Annotated in this window: 18 protein-coding genes and 1 pseudogene; 9 read left to right on the forward strand and 10 right to left on the reverse strand. The window is 52.2% G+C overall.

The features are described from left to right. Positions 1–19: 19 nt before the first annotated feature. Together rqcH and Q7J08_RS02740 are read left to right on the forward strand one after the other, a co-directional pair. Complete coding sequence (rqcH, locus tag Q7J08_RS02735) at positions 20–1,948, forward strand: ribosome rescue protein RqcH (protein WP_304910157.1); 1,929 nt, start codon at positions 20–22, stop codon at positions 1,946–1,948. Then, on the forward strand, positions 1,945–2,973 hold the full coding sequence (locus Q7J08_RS02740; protein ID WP_304910158.1) for an mRNA surveillance protein pelota: 1,029 nt from the start codon (positions 1,945–1,947) through the stop codon (positions 2,971–2,973). Before rqcH ends, Q7J08_RS02740 begins: the two co-directional genes overlap by 4 nt. A gap of 1 nt (position 2,974) precedes the next feature. Here Q7J08_RS02740 and Q7J08_RS02745 read toward each other — a convergent pair whose 3' ends face one another. After that, positions 2,975–5,455: a CDC48 family AAA ATPase gene (locus tag Q7J08_RS02745; RefSeq protein WP_304910159.1), complete on the reverse strand. Its 2,481-nt coding sequence runs from the start codon at positions 5,453–5,455 to the stop codon at positions 2,975–2,977. A 148-nt stretch (positions 5,456–5,603) separates the two neighbouring features. Continuing rightward, the gene (locus tag Q7J08_RS02750; RefSeq protein ID WP_304910160.1) at positions 5,604–8,387 is read right to left on the reverse strand and encodes a M1 family metallopeptidase; all 2,784 of its coding nucleotides are present in this window, start codon (positions 8,385–8,387) and stop codon (positions 5,604–5,606) included. Positions 8,388–8,492: 105 nt separating this feature from the next. Between Q7J08_RS02750 and Q7J08_RS02755 the strand changes: the two genes are divergently transcribed. Continuing rightward, positions 8,493–9,170, forward strand: coding sequence for a metallophosphoesterase (locus Q7J08_RS02755; RefSeq protein ID WP_304910161.1), 678 nt, complete (start codon positions 8,493–8,495; stop codon positions 9,168–9,170). Here the strand turns inward: Q7J08_RS02755 and Q7J08_RS02760 are convergent. Both Q7J08_RS02760 and cyaB read right to left on the reverse strand, forming a co-directional pair. Then, positions 9,157–9,711, reverse strand: coding sequence for a uracil-DNA glycosylase family protein (locus Q7J08_RS02760; protein WP_304910162.1), 555 nt, complete (start codon positions 9,709–9,711; stop codon positions 9,157–9,159). The two genes, Q7J08_RS02755 and Q7J08_RS02760, sit on opposite strands and share 14 nt — an antisense overlap. Before the next feature lie 17 nt (positions 9,712–9,728). Continuing rightward, the gene (cyaB, locus tag Q7J08_RS02765) at positions 9,729–10,286 is read right to left on the reverse strand and encodes a class IV adenylate cyclase (protein ID WP_304910163.1); all 558 of its coding nucleotides are present in this window, start codon (positions 10,284–10,286) and stop codon (positions 9,729–9,731) included. Between the two features lie 92 nt (positions 10,287–10,378). Here cyaB and Q7J08_RS02770 point away from each other — a divergent pair, with 92 nt between their 5' ends. From Q7J08_RS02770 to amrS, 3 genes are all read left to right on the forward strand, one after another. Continuing rightward, the gene (locus tag Q7J08_RS02770) at positions 10,379–10,762 is read left to right on the forward strand and encodes a hypothetical protein (protein ID WP_304910164.1); all 384 of its coding nucleotides are present in this window, start codon (positions 10,379–10,381) and stop codon (positions 10,760–10,762) included. Between the two features lie 78 nt (positions 10,763–10,840). Continuing rightward, a complete protein-coding gene (locus tag Q7J08_RS02775; protein ID WP_304910165.1) occupies positions 10,841–11,557 on the forward strand; it encodes an FKBP-type peptidyl-prolyl cis-trans isomerase in 717 nt (238 codons plus the stop codon). 38 nt (positions 11,558–11,595) lie between these two features. After that, positions 11,596–12,597 (forward strand): AmmeMemoRadiSam system radical SAM enzyme, encoded by a 1,002-nt coding sequence (gene amrS / locus Q7J08_RS02780; protein WP_304910166.1) that lies wholly within the window; start codon positions 11,596–11,598, stop codon positions 12,595–12,597. Between the two features lie 508 nt (positions 12,598–13,105). On the opposite strand, the gene Q7J08_RS02785 is transcribed toward amrS, so the two are convergent. From Q7J08_RS02785 to Q7J08_RS02805, 5 genes are all read right to left on the reverse strand, one after another. After that, the gene (locus Q7J08_RS02785) at positions 13,106–14,107 is read right to left on the reverse strand and encodes an ABC transporter substrate-binding protein (RefSeq protein WP_304910167.1); all 1,002 of its coding nucleotides are present in this window, start codon (positions 14,105–14,107) and stop codon (positions 13,106–13,108) included. 8 nt (positions 14,108–14,115) lie between these two features. Beyond that, positions 14,116–14,883, reverse strand: coding sequence for an ABC transporter ATP-binding protein (locus Q7J08_RS02790; RefSeq protein WP_304910168.1), 768 nt, complete (start codon positions 14,881–14,883; stop codon positions 14,116–14,118). Then, positions 14,880–16,007, reverse strand: a complete 1,128-nt coding sequence (locus Q7J08_RS02795) for an iron ABC transporter permease (protein ID WP_304910169.1) — start codon at positions 16,005–16,007, stop codon at positions 14,880–14,882. The genes Q7J08_RS02790 and Q7J08_RS02795 overlap by 4 nt, the downstream gene beginning before the upstream one ends. 70 nt (positions 16,008–16,077) lie before the next feature. Further along, positions 16,078–16,737 carry a metal-dependent hydrolase gene (locus Q7J08_RS02800; protein WP_304910170.1) on the reverse strand — a complete coding sequence of 220 codons (660 nt, stop codon included), beginning with the start codon at positions 16,735–16,737 and terminating at the stop codon, positions 16,078–16,080. A 37-nt stretch (positions 16,738–16,774) separates the two neighbouring features. Further along, positions 16,775–17,386 carry a response regulator receiver protein gene (locus Q7J08_RS02805; RefSeq protein WP_304910171.1) on the reverse strand — a complete coding sequence of 204 codons (612 nt, stop codon included), beginning with the start codon at positions 17,384–17,386 and terminating at the stop codon, positions 16,775–16,777. Between the two features lie 256 nt (positions 17,387–17,642). Between Q7J08_RS02805 and glyS the strand changes: the two genes are divergently transcribed. The 3 genes from glyS (at position 17,643) to Q7J08_RS02820 (ending at position 22,071) form a co-directional block, all read left to right on the forward strand. Continuing rightward, on the forward strand, positions 17,643–19,373 hold the full coding sequence (glyS, locus tag Q7J08_RS02810; protein WP_304910172.1) for a glycine--tRNA ligase: 1,731 nt from the start codon (positions 17,643–17,645) through the stop codon (positions 19,371–19,373). Then, a complete protein-coding gene (locus tag Q7J08_RS02815; protein WP_304910173.1) occupies positions 19,370–21,655 on the forward strand; it encodes a DEAD/DEAH box helicase in 2,286 nt (761 codons plus the stop codon). Before glyS ends, Q7J08_RS02815 begins: the two co-directional genes overlap by 4 nt. A 119-nt stretch (positions 21,656–21,774) precedes the next feature. Next, a complete protein-coding gene (locus tag Q7J08_RS02820) occupies positions 21,775–22,071 on the forward strand; it encodes a hypothetical protein (protein WP_304910174.1) in 297 nt (98 codons plus the stop codon). 234 nt (positions 22,072–22,305) lie between these two features. On the opposite strand, the pseudogene Q7J08_RS02825 reads toward Q7J08_RS02820, so the two are convergent. Next, positions 22,306–22,448: pseudogene (locus Q7J08_RS02825) on the reverse strand (hydrogenase iron-sulfur subunit); the annotation flags it as partial.

The following is a 22,448-nucleotide window of genomic DNA, read 5'->3' on the forward strand; positions in this document are numbered from 1 at the left end:
CTTATCTAGTTAGTATAGAATGGCGACAATATCTGGGATGAGCGGGGCAGATGTAAAAGCAATGACAGCGGAGCTTGCCGCGCTTTTACCTCTGTGGATCGGGAAAATATATCAGTATGACAATACCTCGTTTGGTTTCCGCTTAAACGGGGAGGAGAAGGCACGTCATCTTCTCTATGTGGTACGAGGCGTTCGGGCGCATCTCGTATCCGAACTACCTCCGGCACCGAAAAATCCGTCCGGGTTTTCGATGTACCTCCGAAAATACATCGAGGGGGGAAAGGTCCTCGCAATCGAGCAGAAGGCGATTGAGAGGGTCCTCATCATCACGATCGGCAAAGGACCGTCCGAATACAAACTGATCATCGAACTTTTCGATGAAGGAAACCTCATCTTAACGGACGAGAAGTATACGATCATCAATGCCCTTGCCCAGAGAAGGTTCCGGGACAGGGAGATCGTCGGCGGCGCAGAATACTCGATGGATGCAGTCTGCCCGGAAAAGCTGACATTCGAGGAGTTCAAAGAAAAGATCACCGCAGATGAAGGCGAGATCGTGCGTGCCCTTGCAACAAAGATGCAGCTCGGCGGTATCCCATCCGAAGACATCTGTCAGATCGCCGGGGTGTCGAAATCGATGCCCTGTCAGTTCTCGACCGATATTCAGTTCCGTCCGGTCTATGAGGCAATGCGTGCATGGATCGCCCGGCTGACCGAAGGGCGCGATCCGGTCATCGATGCAAAAGGCGCATTCCCGTTCCCCTCACTCGCACGGGAACCCAAAGAGCATTTTACCACATTCTCCAAAGCGCTCGAAGCGTTTTATCCAAAATTTGTAGCCGAGAAGGTCATTGAACAGAAGATAAAACTCTCCAAAGAGGAGAGGATCAGAAAACAACAGGAAACTGCGATCATCACCTTCGACAAAAAGATTGCCGAGGCAACCGAGATATCGGAGATCATCTACTCGCATTACGGCGAGGTCCAGGAGACGATCGATGTATTCTCTGCCGCAAGTCAGAAGCTTTCCTGGCAGGAGATAGCCGCGGTCATCAAACAAAGTGATTCCCCCGCTGCAAAACGGATCATCTCGGTCAACCCGAAGGACGCATCCGTGATGATCGATCTGCAGGAGAAGCACAAAGTCACTATCTTCGTACATGATAGTCTCGAGGCAAATGTCGGCAGGTACTTTGCGGTCGTGAAGAAGTTCCGTGCAAAGAAAGCCGGAGCGATCCGGGCAATGGAAGCGGGGATCGTTCACCCGGAGAAGAGAAAGGCGGCAGGACCCGGAAGACTGAAGCCGAAATGGTATCACCGATTCCGGTGGATGGAGACATCCGACGGCGTCCTTGTGATCGGCGGCCGCAATGCGGACCAGAACGAGGAGCTCGTCAAGAAGTATATGGAAGGGAAAGACACCTTCCTCCACGCGGATGTGTTCGGGGCGTCAGCGGTCATCGTCAAAGGAGCGACCGAACGCATGGATCAGGCAACACAGTTTGCCGCGTCCTACTCGCGTGCGTGGTCCGGCGGCGGAGCGTCCGCCGACGTGATCGCGGCAAATCCAAGTCAGGTGAGCAAGACGCCGGAATCCGGAGAGTATGTTGCTCACGGATCCTTCGTCATCAGAGGCGAGAGAAAGATCTACAAAGATGTCCCGCTCGAGATCTCGATCGGCATCCGGACCGAACCGGTCTTAGTGGTGATCGGCGGAACGCCTTCCGCGATCGAACCCCTGACATCACACGCGGTGCGTCTGGTCCCGGGGACATTTGAAGGAAACGATGTTGCGAAAAAGGTCCTTCGAAAACTCAAAGAGGCGATCCCGGAGAATGAACAGAAATCACTCAAGGCGATCCTGAATACCGAAGGGGTCGCAGCGTTCGTGCCGCCGGGAGGATCTGATCTGAAATACGCTTCAGGCGGAGGAGAAGATCAGGAATGAAAGCGGAGGTGCCTGAACCGCTGAAAAGAGACGGATTCGGCGAGTATAAACTCATGCCCGAATCGGTCGACGATCTCTGGCATCTTTCGCATCTGATCAGTCCGGGAAACACTGTTTACGCAGTAACGCTCCGGACAGTGGACGGACCGACCGACAAATTACGTTCGGAAAAACTCGAGAAGCGGCCGGTGAAGATCGGCGTAAAATGTGATAAGGTGGAGTTTGTCCCGGAATCTTCCCGGCTCCGGGTCTTTGGGCTCATCAGTTACGGGCCGGACATGGGCCAGCATCACACGCTGAACATCGAAGCAGGATATGAGATCGGTGTGGTCCGGCAATGGAAGCCGATCGATCTTGCACGTCTGGAACGGGCGGTCTCCTCCTCGGTTCACGGCGTGGTCCACATCGTGGCGATCGAAGACGGAGAGGCCGAACTTTACCGGGTCCGGCAGTACGGACCCGAGAGAATAACCACCATGACGGTCGGCAGCGGAAAATCCGCCGAACTGGATTCAAGACAGGCATTGTTCGTCGAACTCCTGGCGTTTCTCGAGAAAGTCACCGGATCCATCGTAGTTGCCGGACCGGGATTCGTGAAAGAGGATTTCGTCAAGTTCGCGAAAACCAAGGCACCCGAGATCGCCGAACGCATGCTTCTCGCCGACACGCGGCGGTGCGGCTACGGCGCGATCCAGGAAGCGATCGGAAACGGCGTTCTTGCACGGGTTGCCGAGGATCTTCAGCTCGCAAAAGAGGTCTCGTTCATGGATGAGGTGTTTCTCAGGATCGGTCAGAACGGTGCCGTTGCTTATGGGAAAAACGAGGTCCGGCAGTCGATCGATTACGGAGCCGCCGAGACGATCCTCGTCGCCGACTCGTTTGTTCGGGACGCAAATGTTTCCCGTATGATCGAAGGGGCGGAGCGGCTCGGTGCGAACGTCATCGTTCTCTCGACCGAATTCGAACCGGGAACCCGCCTCGTCGGTCTTGGCGGGGTCGCGGCTCTGTTGAGATATAAGATCTGAGTTACTGATACTCGATCAGATTCTGTACTTCTTTTGGCAGTCCACCTTTGAACTTCTGCGAGATGGACTGGTAATACTCGCGCACCCGTTCGTTCATGGTTGGATGGACCCGTTTCTTTGCTTCGGCAAAATCATCGGCGGACACGATCACGGCACCTCTCCTGAGGGCATGCATCGCCGCTTCACGGCAGAGACCTTCCAGATCTGATCCGACATACCCGGATGTGTCCTTTGCAAGATTTTTGATGAGTTCTGATTTTACCGGATCTTTGAGCATGATTTCATGCCGCCTGAATGCAGAAGATATACGTCTTTTCTCTTCGTTGAACGGCAGAGCTGAGCCTTTTTCATACTTTTTCGCAGCCGAACCGAACTGTTTGCCGCTCACCGTTTTTCCGGCAAAACGTGTACAAAGGACCTCAAGCGAAGCGTCGTCAAGTCCGGAGAGGGAAGTCACCGTTTCATCAAACACCGACCCTTCGATCGGCATGTTCTGCATGTGAACTGCGAGAATTTCAGCCCGGTCTGCTTCTTCCGGCTCTGGAATGTAGACAAGACGATCAAAACGTCCGCTGCGGAGAAGCGCCGGATCGATGATATCGGGGCGGTTTGATGCCGCTAAAACCGCAACATCGTTCAGCTCTTCGATACCGTCCATCTCCGTGAGGATCTGATTCAGCACATTTTCATTCGTACGGCTGCCTTCCCCGGAACCCCGTGCCGGAGTGAGGGAGTCGAGTTCATCGAAAAAGATGATCGACGGCGCTACCTGACGGGCTTTTTTGAAGATCTCGCGAACAGCCTTCTCGGACTCTCCCACCCATTTTGACAAGAGTTCCGGACCTTTTATTGCAATAAAGTTTGCACCGCTTTCATGGGCAACGGCTTTGGCGATCAGGGTTTTTCCGGTTCCCGGAGGGCCGTAGAGGAGAACACCTTTTGGAGGTTTGATCCCAAGTTTTTCAAAGGCATCTTTTTTGGTGAGCGGATACTCTACCGATTCACGCACATCCCGGATGGCTTCACGGCATCCCCCGATATCGAACCAGGAGATGTCCGCAGTTTCAAGCGCGATCTCGCGCATGGCGGATGGGGACACTTCTCTTGAAGCGGCGATGAAATCAGCTGTGGTGACCTCGAGTTTTCCAAGGATCTCATCCGAGATCTTTTCCGTCTCGAGATTCGCGACATCGATCTGCCGGCGAAGAGCACGGATCGCGGCTTCACGGGCGAGAGATGCCAGATCGGCACCGACAAATCCTTTGGAGTTGGAGGCAAGAACGGACAGCAGTTTGTCACGTGCGAGTTCATACCGCGCAAGTTCGCGTTCGAGAACCTTTTCACTGGGATTGTTCCTGCGCAGAGACTTTAATTTCGCCATGCCTTCGAACGGCATGTTTTTCGTGTGGATCTGCAGGATCTCCATTCGGTCGGCATCGCTTGGAACGCCGATCTCGATCTCGCGGTCAAATCGACCCGGCCTGCGTAACGCCGGATCGATCGCATCCGGACGGTTTGTCGCGCCGATAACGATGACCTGTCCCCGCTCAGTTATACCGTCAAGTATGGTAAGAAGCTGGGCAACGACACGCCGCTCGACCTCGCCGTTTACATCTTCCCGTTTTGGCGCAATGGAATCCAATTCATCGATAAAGATGATCGACGGAGCATTTTCCTCTGCTTCTTCAAAGATTTCCCGCAGCTTCTGCTCGGATTCGCCGTAATATTTGGAGATGATCTCCGGACCAGCAATGGAGATGAAGTGTGCGCCGCTTTCATTTGCAACGGCTTTGGCGATGAGGGTTTTTCCAGTTCCCGGAGGGCCATAGAGAAGAACTCCCTTTGGCGGCTCGATACCCAGGGTCTCAAAGAGTTCCGGATGACGGAGAGGAAGCTCAATCATTTCCCGAACACGCCGGAGTTCGCCCTTGAGTCCGCCGATGTCTTCATAGGTTATCGACTGGGTTGAGGCAAATTCTTCATCCTCTTCAAAGATGAGTTCGGTTGATTTTGTGAGGATACAGGCATTTTCCGGCTCGATTTCGCACACTTTCAACTCGATCGGCGGTCCCGGGTGATAGGTTTTCACCGGGATGATGTCACCCTCTGAAACCGGGAAATTAATGAGGGAGAGGAGATACTCATCATCTTCATCGGGAAATACTGGGGACAATTCGCTTGGCGGGATCAGGGTTACCGAGGTCGCAGGGATCTGTTCTTCGATCTTTTCGACCGTGACCCGGTCTCCCGGATTGACGCCGGCATTGACCCTGGTATATTTATCGATCCGGATCTTTTCCAGATTCCAGTCAGTTTCAAAGGAGCGCCAGACTTTGACAACGGTTGCCGATTTACCGGTGATCCTGACAAGATCGCCCGGACTGACGTTTAGCGCCCGCATGGACACCGGATCAAGACGTGCCTTGCCGCTTCCCTGATCTTCGGGGTAGGCACTATCGACCTTAAGTGATATTGTCGGCATAATACAGGTATATGATACGGAGTTGATAATTAACTAATCTATTTTGGCAGGTTCACTCCGGGTAAACACACACTGACCCGAATCAAAAAAGAATATAGTGGGGATCCAGAGGTCTCCTTCAATAACGTGCCGGAGAAACGGATCCTCTCTACGTATTTGCGGTACTTGTATCCAGGATCTGTATCACCGTGCGATAGACTGAGGGGGCATCGGACTCAGAGATCGTGTCACGCAGATGCTCAAGGATCTGGATAAGGGGCTCTCTCACATCTGCCGCATACTCGTTCAGATGAGAGAAGGCGGAAAGCATCCCTGTGGTAACATACTCGTTGACGGGTGCAAGACGCAGGAGGGAGCTTTCCAGAAACTCCCGGCCGGCCGCGGTCTCGATCGAGATCTTTCTGTTCTGGGAAAACCTGAGATACAGGGCACGGCTCGACGCCGTCTGTTCGGGATCAAAGTTCGCAGAAGACTCGATGATTTTGAGATACTGCACTGTATCCGGCGAAGAGGTCCCGGAAACTGCCGCAATGAAGTTCTCAAACGCGATCGGATTGTCCTTTGAACGCGCAAGTTCGGCCTCCAGTATCTCCATACGGTCCAAAGCACTGCTCGAAAGATACAGAGATACGGCGGTCATCCGGTCGGTCGAGCAGACAGCTTTTTGATACCTCTCCTTCAGCATCGCGTGGATATCCGGGGTGTCCAGCGTTGCAAGAAGGGAAAGAACCAGATTCTTCACACTGCGTGCCTTGAATATTCTGGCCAGCTCGGAGGGCGAAGAGGTCTTGGGAGGGGAGAAGGAGTATGCATTGAGAAGGGCATACAACCGATCCGTATGCGTACGGGCGACGGCGGACATGAACCGTCTCTTTGCCTGGTAAAGTTTCGTATAAGCATATGTATACTCAGGATCGCTCACCGATTCAAAGAGGGTAAGAGCCAAAGCACCGACACGCTGCATCGCCGATGAATCGGAGAGGACCTTGACAAACTCATCCACAAGACGTTGTGAAACCTCTGCCGTCTCATCACAGCAGAGCCTCACCATCTCACGTTCAAAAAGAGTACAGTGAGTTAAAAACGATATCACGACATCCGTGTCATACTTAAGATGCAAATAGAGTTCATCATCAGACGCGGAGGTCTCCATCCGCAGGTATGCGGCGTGATCCAGATTCCATACGGCAAATGAAAAGGCCCCCCTGCACGGGACCTGAAAGGTAAGCCGCTCCGAGTCGACCTTTTTCTTGAACTCGGCAACGACCTCGCCTTTATCGTTTATGAGCCGGCCGGTGAAGGGAAAGATCCAGGGATTTTTTCCTGCGGGAACTTTCTGCGAAACAAAGATCTCGGCTGTATCAGTTTCGGCATCATAGCCAGCTGACGCGGAAACGACCGGATAACCGGTCTGCTTGAGCCACCGGTCCGCCATGAAGGAGAAGTCGGTCCGGCCGACATCCTCCATCGCATGCAGCCAGTCGCGGGGCGACGCATTTTTCCCGGCAAACCGTTTGTGATACAGATCAAGGGCCCAGGCAAACGCCCGTTTGCCCAGCATCGTCTCGATCATCCGGGTGAACTCGGGTGCCTTTACATAGGTCACAGAACTGATGAGATCATTTGGATCATTGAAGCCCGAAGGCTCAATCGGCATGGCGACCACTCCAGTGTCCAAAGAAAACGTTCCGGTACCGGGGGTGTACATCTGCAGGATGTTCTGCAGTCTCACATACTCTTTTCCAAAGAGGAAGGCGAGATACTCGTCCTCAATCATCACCGTCACGGCCTCGTTGAGCCAGATGGAGAACGGTGTGTCCCCGGTGACACTCGATCCGTTCAGATTATGATAGAACTCATGCAGTTTGACACCGATCAGATACTCATATGAGGCATCCGTTATCTCCATATTCGGCATGATCCGGCTCGCGATGATCGTTGTGTTGCCGGTATTTTCCATGCCGCCGAAGTCCGAGTTCTGCATCGCGATCTCGCGGTATACTTCGAAAGGATATTGATAACCGCAAACCAGATTTTTCATGAGGGAAGCGATCTGCCGCTGGACCGGTTCGATCGCCTCTTCCAGTTCCTCGGGACCGGATTTTCGTGCAATGGCATCGCGGACTTTACAGAGCCGGTATATCTCATTTCTCAGATCAATGGATTCGTATCGTTCCGGTCCGGTGTAGAGATAGGTCCAGAGGACACAGTCCGCCATGATGCCGAGAGCGGTTTTCGCCGATGACGGATCCGAACCTTTCGGTCCAAGCAGTTTGAGCTGGACGGTTTTGCCGTCAGGATAGACGAACTCGCGTGTGAAGGTGTCCCAGGTCCCTACGCCGAGGAAGAAGAGATACGGAGGCATGGGCTCGTTGTTCTGATAGGTGATGGTGTCGCGTTTTTCATCATACCGCATCCGTTCACGGGTGACATTTCCATTCGAGATGAGGTTGGTATATCTGGTGTCGGCAATGATTGTCGTTGTCCAGGTGCATTTCGCCCGCATGTCGTCGAGACAGGGGACCATCCGCTGAAATCCCCACTGCTGGCACTGGGTTATCATAGTCCGCGGCAGACCTGGCGGGGTAATGTCAAAGTAGATACCTTCGAGAATATGTGAATTAGGGCGGCAGATGGTATGGGTAACGATCTTGAACTCTGCCCCTTTGGAAAGTGGACGCTGAAGAGTGATCGTGATCAGGTCATCTTCATAGACATACTGTATCGGGCGGGTATTTTGCCGGATGCTTTGTATCTCCAGATTCTTTGCATTGAGAACGAGTTCACTCAGTTTTTCGGTACGGACGGTGAACGTCGTTTCGGCAGAAACGCTGACCCGTTCCTCCGTTATGTCAAACGTAGCGGTGATATGATTGACCTGGACGGGCGGTTCAGGAAACTCGGCCGGATGATATCGATAGGTATCTGCCATAATATACTGTTATTTCCATTGGGTGTGATATCAGATAAAAACCGACGCCGGGGAGAGGATCCAATTTGCAAAGTTCATATTCTATGACTGGGATATATACAACAAATGACTGAAATTGTGTTCATCACCGACATACACGGGAAGTTCGATATCGTCTATGAGATCTTCAATAGGGAAAGTCCGGATTATGTGCTCATCGGCGGGGATGTCACCGACCTTGGCGAAACGCTGGACGGCGTGATCCCGTTTATGGAGGATATCCCCGCGCCAACGTTTGTGATTCCCGGAAACTGCGATAGCCGGGATATCCTCCCCGTGCTCGAGGCATCCGACGCAATTCCGATCCACCGCAAAAGTATCGACCTTGGAATGATCACCATCTCAGGTATCGGCGGCTCGAATGCCACGCCGTTTTCCACACCCTTCGAACACAGCGAAGAGGATCTCGAAGCGATCACAAAAGAGGTAGTGGCGAAAACTGGAAAGAACCGGTGGAATATCCTGGTCACCCACGCACCGCCTTTTGGAGCGCTGGATGAAGTCGCCCCGGATGTACATGTCGGAGCGTTCCCGATCGCGAAGATCGTGAAAGAGTTCGATATCATCTGCTGCGGGCATATCCATGAACAGAGAGGGATCTGTGAACTGGAAAGGCGGATCTGCGTGAATCCCGGACCGGCATACGCAGGGAACTACGCGGTCATCACGCTTGACGAGGATGAGGATGAACCAAAGATCGTGCTGAAAAATACCCGTGACCCAATAGAAGTCACGGAAGAATAATTTCCATCATCTTTTTTATATCCTCCGTGATCATCTGCGTCTTGGATTTTTCGATCAGAAGGTTCCCGCCAGTCATGATATACGATGGGATCACCCGCACGTTTCCAAAATAGAACTCGCCGGCCCGCAGTTTGTAGGTCGCACCCGACGGGATACAGTTTTTTCCGGTCTGCTTTTTTGCGAGCATATTGAACGACTTTTTTGCCGTATCTCCCATGAGCATGATCACACGGAGATTTTGGAAGCGTGAAAGCTCTTCTTCCAGCAGCGGCAGACTGCGTTCGATCGCGGAGGTTTCCACGGCGTATCCGATTTTGGGATATTTGACCGCGTTCGTGAGATATACCCCGCGGTCTAGGAGCTCTGAAACTGTGGAAACATCGACGTCCGCCTGCCGGAACAACGAGATCGCCGACTCCGCATAGGCGGCGCCGGATCCCCCGTAAAAATCCTGCCGAGGATCTTTTGGGACGACTTCATTGATCATCACGGCATATACCGATGCGGGATCGATGGTTTTTACGGCTGACTGCGGAATCATACGGCTTGGGAGATTTTTCAGGTTTTTCTGGAGTCGAGCAGGATCTCGAGATAGGATTTTGTCAGGCGTTCGCCAACGATTCCGGCCAGCTCTGCCGTTTTATTGATCACTGCGATCGCTTCATCCTCCGAAAGGTCGAAAGAGGCTTCGATCTCCGAGAACGTGCCGACCCCGGGCAGCTCATCCAGCGTAACGATCGCGCCTTCGCACTGATAGATCTCCCGGTGTTTGACGACCTCGGCGGTCAGGCGGAAACCGAGCCGCTCGAGGATCGTGCAGTATTCTTCGGCTGAGGAGAGATCGACAATGAGCTCTTCTCTAGATTTGAAACCCTCACGCCCGACTTTGGGACCCTTGTAGGTCACATTCGGGGGCATAGCCTTGCCGCAGGTCTGGTTGGTCAGATACCTGATCCTGAGCGCTTCGTCCGTCACGGCAAAATCCCGGTGGGGAGCGTTGTAATAGAGATCATGTTCATCCTGATCGGCGATGAGTTTCGCTCCGTTTTTCAGGAGCTTTTCTCTGATTGGATCAAGGGAGGGGACCTTCACTTTTATTTCTATTTCCAGAGCCATTGAATAATTATGTGCACGAGGAAATGTCATAAGCATTTGCATATTTGATACGGCGGGAACTTATTATACGATTAAGGTAAGATACAATTTACATGAAAAAGCTGATAGTTTTACTTGGACTCCTCGCTATCCTCTTTGTTGTCGCTGCAGGATGTATAAGTGCGGATGTGCCTGCAGTAAACAACAGTACGACTGACCCGATTGTCGGAATCTGGCAAAGCACACAAACCTTCACCTCTCTGGATGGAGAAGAGGTTTACTATGTGTATGAAATACTTGCTGACAATACCGGCTTTGCATATTTGGTCAGCCCTGGATCGGATGAAGGAGTGAAATCCGCAATCTACTGGGGAAACGACAAGGGAACCTACGTCTTTGCACTAAGCACGTCTACTGATGCAGTCTATTATCACTATCTCTCTGCTGATGAGAAAACGCTTACAGATGCTGCCGGCAACACGTACACCAGAATCTAACCTTTTTTTTATCTATGATCTCCGCAGGCATTCCCCAACTCTCATAAGGAATGAAGGCACATATACTAAGGAATTCGTATGGCTATCGAAAATGGTACATATATTAAACTCAGCTACACCGGATCTGTGAACGGTGTTCCCTTCGATACAACCGACGCTGAAGTTGCAAAGACCGCAGGAATTTTCCGTGAAAACGCAATGTACGGTCCGTCAGTCGTCAAAGTAGGCGCAGGACATCTCCTTTCCGGAGTTGACGAGGACCTTGCAGGCAAAGAGATCGGAAAAGAATACACCCTTGTTGTTCCCGCAGAAAAAGCATTCGGCGAGCACAAAAAAGAGGAAATGAAAGCAGTCGACAAGAAAGCTTTCGAGAAGAAACCTGAACTCTTCGAGCGTGTAAAGCTTGAAGGCCGTGACGGTGTCGTCGTAAACAAAGTCGGCAGCAGATACATCGTTGACTTCAACCACCCGCTTGCAGGTCAGGACGTTTCCTACGTCTACACCATCGAAGGCGTTGTTGAGGAAGGAACCGAGAAGCTCGCAGGAATGATCAAACTCCTTACCGGCCGCGACATGAAGGTCAATGCAGAGGACAAGACCTTTGTTTCGATCGAGATCCCCGCAATGATGGCAATGTACAACCAGAACTGGCTCATGACCCAGTATATGGTTTCCCAGGAAGCATTCCTTGTCTTCCCTGAGATCGAGAACGTCAAGTTCATCGAGTCCTTCCCACGCCCGAACTACAAGACAGAAGAAGAGAGCACCCCTGCTGAAGAGCAGGCAGCTGAATAACCCATACTCTTTTTTTCTGACGAATCATATATTCGTCAATGACCCGACATCCTGCACGTCTCTGGAAAGTTTCCGGCGATAAGATCTCATGCGGGGTTTGTGCCCGCAGATGCAAGATCGCGAATGGTGATAGAGGATTCTGCGGCGTTCGGGAAAACACGGACGGCGTTTTGTATGCGAACTCGTATGGTCTCTTGACGGCTGCAAATCTGGACCCGATCGAAAAGAAGCCGCTGTATCATTTTTTACCGGGGACGACGACGTTTTCCATCAGCGGTTTCGGCTGCAATTTTACGTGTAAGCATTGTCAGAACTACACGCTTTCGCAGACGACGAAGCTCCCAGCCGAGTATGTACCGCCGGAGGCGGTCATCCAGGAAGCGATAACGCTTGGAGCGAAAAGTATCTCGTTCACGTATAATGAGCCGACGATCTCGTTTGAATATGTGTATGATACCGCGAAACTCGCAAAGGAACAGGGTCTTACTTCGGCATTCATCACGAACGGGTATATGTCGAAGGAAGCCCTCCTTGAACTTGCCCCGTATCTTGGGGCGATCCGGATCGATCTGAAGGGATTCACGGATGAGTTTTATAGAGAAGTCTGCGGAGCAAGACTGAAGCCGGTGCTCGATACGATTTTGCTTTCCAAGGAGCTCGGACTCCATCAGGAACTGGTGACGCTCGTGATCCCCGGATATAATGACAGCGTGGAAGAGATCGATTCTATGCTGGACTGGGTCATGACGAATCTTGGGCCGGCGGTCCCGCATCATTTCACGGCGTTCATGCCGATGTATCATATGCAGGATGTTCCACGGACCCCGTTCTCGACGCTGGACCGGATCTACCGGCAGGCAAAGGAACACGGGCTGTATTATCCGTATGTGGGAAATATGCCGCATGCCGAAGGCTCGAAGACCTTCTGCCCGGAGTGCGGAGCGGTGCTGATCGATCGAAACGGGTTTTCGTCAGTCGAGCCGGGGCTTAAAGACGGACACTGCAGGAAGTGCGGGCGCAAGATCGAGGGTGTTTTTTAAGGGGATGTGGGTGTATGGGTTTGAGGAGAAAACGGTTCGTGGAACACGGTTTTTCAGCTGTGTTCTGAAAAAGTAGGGTGCACGTCGGACCTGCACCCTTGTTTTTTATTTGTGATGAGGGTGCAGGTCTCAAAAATCTGCGTGCACCCACATTATGCTATGATTTGCGTTTTTTTTTGAAAAATTGGCTTATTTGAAGGTTTTTGGTGAGGGTGCACATTTTTCCCGAAACTCTGTATTTTGTAGTAATTAGGTGTATATTTAGGTTTTAGAAATTTTTCCCAGGGTTTTGAGAAAAATGTGCACCCTAGGGATTTGCCTCTCTCAGGAAGGAGTTGATTGGGTGTGGATACACGGGATATCCCACCGCGAACCGCAAATCAGAGATTTGCTCTCCGACTCGCTTCGCTCGCTTGAATAAGCCCAAGCGGGCAAACCCCATTCACATTTAAAATAGGACTTACGCGGTGTACTCTTAAAAAAAAGAATGAATTCCCTATTGGGAATCTTACAACACCGGATAGGTCAGACCCGTCACATCGAACTCTGTTCCAAAGCGGGTATTGAACTCAGTCAGGACGCTCTCAACGCTCATGTCCTCAAACACTCCCGGGTGGATCATTTTTGCAAGAGCGACCGCGGCAGCGCAGGATCTCGGCCCGTAGGTCAGATCGTTCCTGATAAGCCAGACCTGATCATCCTTGACTGCAGTGATCGTATTGAACCCGGTCCTTGAAACAAGTTCATCGTAACTTGCCTCGGGATCATTCATATTGTTCACGAGTTTCACGATGATCCCCGGACTGGATGAAACCACCCACTCGTCGGAGATCTTGCGGGAACCGGCATCGGTCATGATGTTCTGCCCGCCGGCGATCGAAATCAGCTGGCCCATCCCCGTGTCCGTTCCCTGACCCCAGTAAGCCGTATAGCTTTCGGCATAGATAGTGCGGGCCCAAGAGATCGGAGCGACCCGTGACTTGACCTCGGTGATGACCTCGTTATAATATTCGGCAATCTGCTGAGCCTTTTCAACATTGCCGGAGATCTTGCCGATCTCAACAATATCCTGAGTCATCGTTTCCGGCTTCGTGCAGTCGATATACACGATCGGGATCCCTGCGGATGCGAGGACATCAGCATTCTTCGGCTTCGAGCTTGCATACCCGATCACCAGATCAGCATCAAGCGAAATGAGATACTCCACATCAGGCTCGTTCCAAGCCCCGACAACCACTGCGTTCGGATACATCTTCACCTGCTCGGCATTGTTCGCAATCGACTGAGAGATACCAACAACTTTGTCGGCGTCGCCTAAGATATACAAAATCTCGCCGGCATTCGAGTTCAGAAGAACGATCCGCTCAGCAGTATGATTCAGCGTAACGGTTGTCCCGTCCGAGTTGGTAATAATAATATTACCGGACGATCCGTCGGAGATACAGCCTGCGGCGAAGATGATACAAAGCATAGTCAGGATAATGCCTGACACAATCAGTATTTTTTTCATAAAAACCTCTATGATGGAGCATAGGAGAGAATGAATCTCCCCTGTGCATTTTCAACAAACTCAGCATGTACCCCGTACACATCACGAACCGACTCGGTCGTGAGTACCTCTGACGGAGTCCCATAGTCATACATCTCCCCATCTTTAAGGAGCAGGACCTTATCGGTGTACCGAAGTGCCAGATTCAAATCATGCAAAGCGATGATCATACCGGAGTTATCCGTTCTGACGATCTCCCGCATAGTCGAGACGGTCTCCAGCTGATGCCGGAGATCGAGGGAGCTCGTCGGCTCGTCGAACAGGAAAAAATTTGGATTCTGGGCAAGTGCCCGGGCAATAAATACCCGCTGCCTCTGGCCGCCGGAGAGTTCATTCACGAACCGGTCGGACAGATCGGTAATGTTCATCGTAGACATGGCCTTGTCTACCACGTTAAGATCCTCATCCGAGACCGACCAGCTCATGTACGGACGGCGCCCGATAAGCACGGTGTCGAGAACGGTCGTAAAGGGCGTGTAATGGAAGTACTGGGGAACGTAGCCGATCATCTTTGCACGGTCGATCGGGTCGATCTTCTGCACGTCTACCCCGTCGATGGTGATCGACCCGGAAGCCGGGGCCAGGATATCGGCGATGGTTTTTATCAGCGTGGATTTTCCCGAACCGTTCGGACCAAGGAGGGCGAGGACCTCGCCGGATATCGACTCGAAACTGATGTCTTTGAGAACCGCGTGACTGCCGTACTTCTGAGAAACCGAAGCGACCGAGATGTTCATGCAAGGTACCTCCCGTGCCCTCGGGTGATCAGGAAAAGGAAGAAGAGACCGCCGAGGATGTACATGATGATCCCGACCGGGATCTCGATCGGGGCAAGAATGACCCGGGCGACCGTGTCGGAGATAAGAAGGATCAGGGCGCCGAGTAGAGCCGAAGCCGGCAGAAGATACCGGTAATCATTCCCAATAAGCATCCGGCAGATGTGCGGGGCCATGAGACCGACAAAACCGATGATCCCGGTAAATGCAAGGCAGGCGGACGCAGCGAAGCTGACGATGAGAAGACCGGAGATCCTGAACCGCTGGACGTTGATGCCGAGATTTTTCGCAACGTCATCGCCGCTGGAGAGGGTATTGAGATCCCAGGCACGCCGTTCGACGAGGAAAAAACAGATGAGAACGATCGGGAAAAGGATCGCGATCGCCTGCCAGGTGGCGCCCCACATCCCGCCCATGAGCCAGGTGACGATATCCCGGAGAGCATCGTCGTTTGATACATACTTGAGACCGAGCAGTCCTGCCTGGAACAGGTAGCCTATAACAACTCCGGCAAGGATCATGATCGCCTGGGATGTGTGTTTCGTTCTGGAGATGAGATAGACGAGGATAACACTCAGCCAGCCGAAGAGGAAGGCCGAGAGGATGAGAAAAACAGATTTAACGGAGAAGGTAACTCCCGCAAGAAGGATACTGCCCGCAAAGATAGATCCGAAGATCGCCGGACCGAGCACGATGATAAGAGCCGCCCCGAATGATGCTGCCGAGGAAAGACCGAGGGTGAACGGACTGACGAGCGGATTTCTGAGAAGTCCCTGCATTACGGCGCCGGCGGTCGCTAAGGCAACTCCCGCAAGGATCGCAAGAAGGATCCTTGGAAGACGATAATTCATCACGATCAGGTCTGCCATGCCATCGTCCGGGGAGGCAATGCTTCCAGGGAAAAGCGCGTGACCGAATACCGCGAGAACGTCTCCGGGGGGTATATACACCGAACCTATACCAACCGCAAGAATGGAGACAAGGACGAGAATTATGAAGAGCGTGACCAGAACGAGCAGTTTACGTTTCTGAATAGTATGGTAGAGCAGTGTTGTTTTGGTGTTACTATCCCCACTATTCTTCATAACTATGTTATGGTAGGTTTTTCATTTAAAAGAATGTGGTGGGTTTGACACCCGCATCACCGAATCGGGCTCACGGCAATTCGAGCGAGTCGCCGGGCTTCATGATCTCGACATGCATCACGGTCGTCAGTTCGATAGCCCGCTTGAACGCCGGGAGATCCTGCTCGATCTCAGGATAGGTGTTCACATGCATCGGAATGACCGTCTTCGCCCCGATCCATTCCGCGGCGATCATACCCTCCTCAGGCCCCATCGTATAGCGTCCTCCGACCGGGAGGATCGCAATATCCGGATGATAGAGTTTTTTCAGCAGTTTCATGTCGGAAAAAAGTCCGGTGTCTCCGGCATAGTAGATCACATGCCCATCCATCTCCACGACAAATCCGCAGGCCTGACCCATGTAGAGACTGGTTCCATCCTCCTGACGGATGGAGGAAGAGTGCAGGGCCGGGACCATACGGATCGTTATTCCATCAGATTCCACCGTGCCGCCGATATTCATCCCGATCGTTTCAACGCCGATCGATTTCAGATATCCGGACAGCTCATGGACGGCCACTGTTTTGGAGAACCGTTCGGGCGAGTCCCCGATATGATCGGCATGTGCGTGAGAGATCAGGGTCAGATCGGCTGCTTCGGTCGCGGGGTCATCAAGCGGCATCGGATCGAATAAAAGTATCTTCGAGCCTTCGATGATAAAACAGGAGTGACCGACGTATCTGATATGCATGTGTAGATAATAGCGTTTGAAAAATAAAATAATAGGGTTAGTTGAGTTCGGTCATATCCGTCGACTCGGCAACATCGATGGACTCGCCGAGCGTATCTTCCTGAAGACCGGATGTCATTTTTTCCGTCAGATCACGATCTTCCATAACATCTTTGATCCTCTCAAGGAACGGATCGAGTGTCGTATCCTCTTTCTGCTCGATCACGTGACGGTATTCACGCAGAGTTGTTGGAGAGATCCCAAGTTCTTCTGAGATCTCCTTCATGGTCATCTCGGTACTCATCAGGGTCTTCATCTGTGTCTGATCGAACGGCATATTGAAATCCAGATCTCTAAACAGTTTCAGCTGTACCCGGGCCCGGGCCACGGTCTTCGAGAGTTTCTCATCGCCAAGTTCCCGGGCGATCTCCGTATCATTCTTTCCCGCATAGAAGGAGGTTATCAGGCGCGCGAGCTGGATCGGCTCAAGTTTTGTTTTGAAAAAACCGCGCTCCTGGATTTCCCGCATAATCAAAGCTATTTCCCGCTCTACCGCATCCTGGTCACGAAGTGTCCCGTGAAGTGTCTTCATTGGCTCGACAATCTTCGTTTTCTGCGTCAGATTGGAAAATAACTGCATCAAATCCTTTTGTCTCTTTTTTGGTGCCATATTTAGTATCCCTCCATATTGACTATCCCTTCAACATGTATCTTTATCCATATAATGATTATGACTCGAAGCGGGAAACAAAGCAGCAGTACACAGTGATGCAAATTATTAATACCAACGAAAACTGTATGATACTCCCCTTTCCAGAATGATCCAGCACTGGCCCACCATTATAGATAGAAGTGTTTGGAGCATGGGTCGACAAACACAGTATATTCTATATGGATTCAAAGCCCATAAATATCCAGATATCCCTATGGCAGAATACGAAGACACCTACGAAAAGGTCATTGAACTTGCACGCAGAAGAGGTTTTGTCTGGCCTTCTTCTGAAATATACGGATCCGTTGCCGGCTTTATCGACTACGGTCCTCTCGGAGCAATGCTCAAACGCCGTATCGAATCGATCTGGCGCCGGTTTTACGTTGTACAGGAAGGATACTATGAAATAGAATGTCCGACCGTCGGTATTGAGCCGATCTACGTTGCCTCCGGACACGTCGGCGGATTTTCCGATAAAATGTTCCAGTGCCCGAACTGTCAGGAGTTCCTGCGGGCAGACCATGTTGCCGAAGCATTCGGTATCCCGCATGCAGGGACCATGTCGAAAGAGGCGCTTCACGATGTCCTCCTTGATAAAGAGTGCCCGGCCTGCGGAAAAGTTCTCGGCCAAGTAGAAGTCTTCGACTTCAACCTCATGTTCACCACCTCGATCGGTCCCGGAGGACAGAGAAAAGGCTACCTCCGTCCGGAAACGGCCCAGGGTATGTTCGTAGACTTCCCAAGACTCCTCAGATTCTATCGTGACCACCTGCCGTTCGGAGCAGTTCAGATCGGAAAATCCTATAGAAACGAGATCTCACCCCGTCAGGGTATGATCCGCCTGAGGGAGTTCACCCAGGCAGAAGCTGAAATTTTCGTCCACCCGGAAGAAAAGGATCACCCGAACTTCTCCAGATACGCAGACTATAAAATGCCGCTGTGGGGCATAGATCAGCAGGATAAGGAAACACCTGCGGTCATCAAATCAATGCGGGAAGCAGTCGATGAAGGGACCATTGCAAATGAATATGTTGCCTACTACGTTGCTATGACCCACGATATTCTGTGTACTGTCGGATTCAACCCCGACAAGATCAGATTCCGGCAGCATATGCCCGACGAGCGTGCTCACTACGCGACAGACTGCTGGGACGCCGAGGCACTTTCAGACCGTTTCGGCTGGGTCGAGATCGTCGGTATCGCCGACCGGACAGACTATGACCTCAAGGCCCACGCCCGGGTCTCGGGTCAGAAAAACACCGTCTTTATCCAGTATCCGGAAGCAAAGAAGGTCCACCACAAAGCGATCGTCCCGAACTTCGGGAAACTCGGCCCTGCCTTCAAAGGCAAAGCAAAGCCGATCTCTGAACAGATGCTCACCGCGACTCCGGAAGCTGACGGGATCCATCTTACAATAGACGGCGAGGAGATCCTTATCGCACCAGAGATGTACACAGTCAAGGACGAGATCGTGGATGTTTTCGGTGAAGACGTGATGCCCCATGTGATCGAACCTTCTTACGGTATCGACCGGATGTGTTACATGGTCCTCGAGCACGCCTACGCCGAAGATGTGGCCGACGGAGAGGCACGCACAGTCATGCGGTTCAAGAAAGGTGTTGCCCCGATCCAGGTCGCGGTCCTTCCTTTGATGGCACGCGACGGACTCGACGAGATCGCAAAAAGCCTTGTCCTTGAACTTCAGGGTGAAGGGATCCAGACCGAATACGACGACGCAGGAGCGATCGGGCGCAGATACAGAAGACAGGACGAGATCGGAACCCCCTACTGTATTACGGTCGATTACGACACCAAAGATGATACTACAGTAACGTTGCGTGACCGCGACTCGATGGAACAGATAAGGGGGCCCGCCGCAGACGTTCTTAAAGCGCTTCCAAATCTCCTTAAAGGAAAACTTGCCTTCGATAAATCCTCGTTATGAGTTATATCTGCAGAAAAAATATACCTGAAAACACGCTGGAAGAACGGGCATATCAAACGAGTATTGCAAAACATGCCCTTTCGGGAAATACGCTCGTCGTTCTCCCGACCGGTATGGGAAAGACCGCGGTCGCTTTGCTTGTGGCGGCCGAACGGATCCCTGCCGGAAAAATCCTGATGCTGGCGCCGACGAAACCCTTAGTCGAGCAGCATCTTCGCTATTTTTCAAAAAATCTTCTGATCGACACAGAGGAGATCATCATGTTCACCGGCACGACGCCGCCGGCGAAGCGGATCGATCTGTGGAAAAAAGCACGGTTCTGTATTTCAACGCCGGAGGTCATCAAAAACGACCTGATCGCTGAGCGGTATGATCTCAAAGACGTTGCTCTTTTGATCGTGGATGAATGCCACCGGACGGTTGGAAACTATGCCTACGTCTTCATCGCCGAGCGGTACAACGCCGAAGCCCGCGACCCGCTTCTTCTCGGAATGACGGCATCTCCGGGTTCGGATCCGGAACAGGTCGCCGAGATCTGTCAGCATCTTTCGATCTCGGTCGTGGAGAGCCGGACCGAGTCTGACCCCGACGTTAGACCGTATGTTCACGAACGCGAGATTGAATACCGGACGGTCGATCTTCCCGAAGACCTCTGGCTTGCGGTCTCGGTCCTGAATACGATGATCGACGACCGGCTCACGAGTCTTGCAGCCCTCAACTACCGCGTGCCGAAACGCGAGGCCCTTTCGATGAAGGCGCTCAACGCACTCATGGCCCAGATCCAGACCAGGATGCAGGAGAAGGATCCTTCGGCCTATGCGGCGATCTCGATCCATGCCGAGCTGATGAAGCTCCGGCACGGGGTTACGCTTGCCGAGTCGCAGGGAACGACCGCATTCAAAGCCTATCTTCTCCGGCTCGAAACCGAAGGGGCGGGAGGTGCCGGAAGCAAAGCCGCAAAACGGATCTATGAGGATGCCCGGTTCAAGCGGCTCCTTGCTCTTTGTCAGAACTGGACGAAAGAGCTTCACCCGAAAGCCGACGAAGTCGTGCGGGTCATTCAGGAACAGCTGATCACGGCACCCGACTCGCGTGTCATCGTGTTTGCAACCTACCGGGACGGGGTGTCGATGCTCGTCGATCATCTGGCAGAAGCGGGTATCCCGGCAAAACGGTTCGTCGGCCAGGCTTCCCGCGATTCGGAGAAGGGCCTTTCGCAAAAGGAGCAGATCGAGGCGATCCGGCAATTCCGTGAGGGCGAGTACACGGTTTTGGTCGCGACCTCGGTCGGCGAAGAGGGACTCGACATTCCGTCGACCGATCTTGTGATCTTCTACGAGGCAGTCCCCTCAGAGATCCGCAGTATCCAGCGAAAGGGGCGGACCGGCAGAAACGCCACCGGAAAGATCATCGTGCTGGTCACCCGGGGAACGACCGACGAGACCTACCGCTGGGTGAGCAGTTCCCGCGAAAAGCAGATGCAGAAAGGCGTGAAGGCGATGCGGACCGGAAACGTCCCCGTCTCAACGTTCTCAAAGATACCTCCTGCGGGAGAAGCTGCCCCTCAGGGCGGTCAGATGACTCTCGCGGATGCGGTGATCCGGGCAGTCTCGGAAGAAAATGACGAGCGACCCGCAGTCATCATCGACAACCGCGAGACCCATTCCCGGGTCGCCGAGTATCTGAGCAATCTCGGTGTGAAGATCACCCTCGAACAGCTGCCGGTCGGCGATTACGCGATCGGCGACCGTATCCTGATCGAACGAAAAACGACCCAGGATTTCGTGGACACGCTGGTCGACCGGGATCTTTTCGGTCAGATGAAAGATCTCGCCGAGTCATCGATCCGCCCGGTCCTGATCGTAGAGGGGGGGAGCCTTGCAGATCTGTATGATCTGAGGAATCTGCACCCGAACGCGATTCGAAACACGCTCGCATCGATCGCCGTGGATTTCGATGTGTCGATCCTTTTTACAAAGGACGCAAACGAAACAGCGGAGATGATCCATGCGTTCGCAAGGCGGGAGCTTGGAACTGAGAGATCGCCCCGCGGCCTCCACAAAGCAAAGACAGGAAGATCAGGGAAGGCAGCGGTCGAATACATCCTGACCGCATTTCCCGATGTCGGACCAAAGGCCGCACGCGATCTTCTCCGGGAGTTCGGATCGCTCCGCAGTATCATGACTGCTTCAAAAGAGGAACTCCTCGCAGTAAAAGGCGTCGGAGAAAAAACAGCGAATGTTATTCTCCAGACGCCGGATATCGTGTGGCGCGAGAAGTAAACTGCCGCTCCAGACAGATATCAACCCATACCCTATTAGAGGGGATGTTCTTTTTTCGTATTGTTACCCCGGTCAATAGATTAATGATATAAAAAACTCACATGGTATGCTAATGACCTATGGATAATACTGCATTGAGAATTGAGATTCTAAGATATTATCACGCCCATGCTCATAGCGATGGGCATGCGAATTTTTGCCAATGTGCACATCTTGCAGCCAAATGCTGCGTTTCCGAGATCGACCTTGATAATGAAGTTGATTATTTAAAGAGAAAGGGCTATCTGCGCGGGAGTTATATGTACGGGATGAAACCTGCCGAAGGCGAGTACAGGATCACCAAACAGGGAATAGATTTTCTTGAGAAGAGACATTGCCCAAATGAATCTCAATCGACCTTCAGAAGAATAATATAAAAATTTACCATACTCAGCCATGCCTCTTGCAGATGGAGCAAAAATGAAAAAAAATATTCTCTGACAACACCACGCAGGTAATGCCCTGCCGTGATGCCGCCTGAAGCGATATCTTTTATCTGTTCTTTCAGTTCTTTTGGATCCCCGTTCTCATAAAAAAATGAAAGGTGGGATGTTAGCTGATACAGGATGAGTATCCTGACACTCCCACCGGATTTTCCCAATAAAGATACTTCAGAGTCCTCTGCGTTTTCTCTCTTCACCGATAGGCGAGGGGCCGATTTCTTTGACTGTGTTGATCACGTCAGTGATAACAGTTGCCCACTTAGCGCCTTCCGATGCTGACACAAAGGTCATACGGAAGCGTCTGTGTTCGA

It is taken from the genome of Methanocorpusculum sp. (assembly GCF_030655665.1).
GTDB lineage: Archaea > Halobacteriota > Methanomicrobia > Methanomicrobiales > Methanocorpusculaceae > Methanocorpusculum.

Coding starts and splice junctions, on each gene's coding strand:
- Q7J08_RS02795 (WP_304910169.1), bottom strand. CDS start 16,007: ATGAAGAATAGTGGGGATAGTAACACCAAAACAACACTGCTCTACCAT.
- Q7J08_RS02785 (WP_304910167.1), bottom strand. CDS start 14,107: ATGAAAAAAATACTGATTGTGTCAGGCATTATCCTGACTATGCTTTGT.
- glyS (WP_304910172.1), top strand. CDS start 17,643: ATGGCAGAATACGAAGACACCTACGAAAAGGTCATTGAACTTGCACGC.
- rqcH (WP_304910157.1), top strand. CDS start 20: ATGGCGACAATATCTGGGATGAGCGGGGCAGATGTAAAAGCAATGACA.
- cyaB (WP_304910163.1), bottom strand. CDS start 10,286: ATGGCTCTGGAAATAGAAATAAAAGTGAAGGTCCCCTCCCTTGATCCA.
- Q7J08_RS02740 (WP_304910158.1), top strand. CDS start 1,945: ATGAAAGCGGAGGTGCCTGAACCGCTGAAAAGAGACGGATTCGGCGAG.
- Q7J08_RS02775 (WP_304910165.1), top strand. CDS start 10,841: ATGGCTATCGAAAATGGTACATATATTAAACTCAGCTACACCGGATCT.
- Q7J08_RS02770 (WP_304910164.1), top strand. CDS start 10,379: ATGAAAAAGCTGATAGTTTTACTTGGACTCCTCGCTATCCTCTTTGTT.
- Q7J08_RS02760 (WP_304910162.1), bottom strand. CDS start 9,711: ATGATTCCGCAGTCAGCCGTAAAAACCATCGATCCCGCATCGGTATAT.
- Q7J08_RS02755 (WP_304910161.1), top strand. CDS start 8,493: ATGACTGAAATTGTGTTCATCACCGACATACACGGGAAGTTCGATATC.
- amrS (WP_304910166.1), top strand. CDS start 11,596: ATGACCCGACATCCTGCACGTCTCTGGAAAGTTTCCGGCGATAAGATC.
- Q7J08_RS02815 (WP_304910173.1), top strand. CDS start 19,370: ATGAGTTATATCTGCAGAAAAAATATACCTGAAAACACGCTGGAAGAA.
- Q7J08_RS02800 (WP_304910170.1), bottom strand. CDS start 16,737: ATGCATATCAGATACGTCGGTCACTCCTGTTTTATCATCGAAGGCTCG.
- Q7J08_RS02745 (WP_304910159.1), bottom strand. CDS start 5,455: ATGCCGACAATATCACTTAAGGTCGATAGTGCCTACCCCGAAGATCAG.
- Q7J08_RS02750 (WP_304910160.1), bottom strand. CDS start 8,387: ATGGCAGATACCTATCGATATCATCCGGCCGAGTTTCCTGAACCGCCC.
- Q7J08_RS02805 (WP_304910171.1), bottom strand. CDS start 17,386: ATGGCACCAAAAAAGAGACAAAAGGATTTGATGCAGTTATTTTCCAAT.
- Q7J08_RS02790 (WP_304910168.1), bottom strand. CDS start 14,883: ATGAACATCTCGGTCGCTTCGGTTTCTCAGAAGTACGGCAGTCACGCG.
- Q7J08_RS02820 (WP_304910174.1), top strand. CDS start 21,775: ATGGATAATACTGCATTGAGAATTGAGATTCTAAGATATTATCACGCC.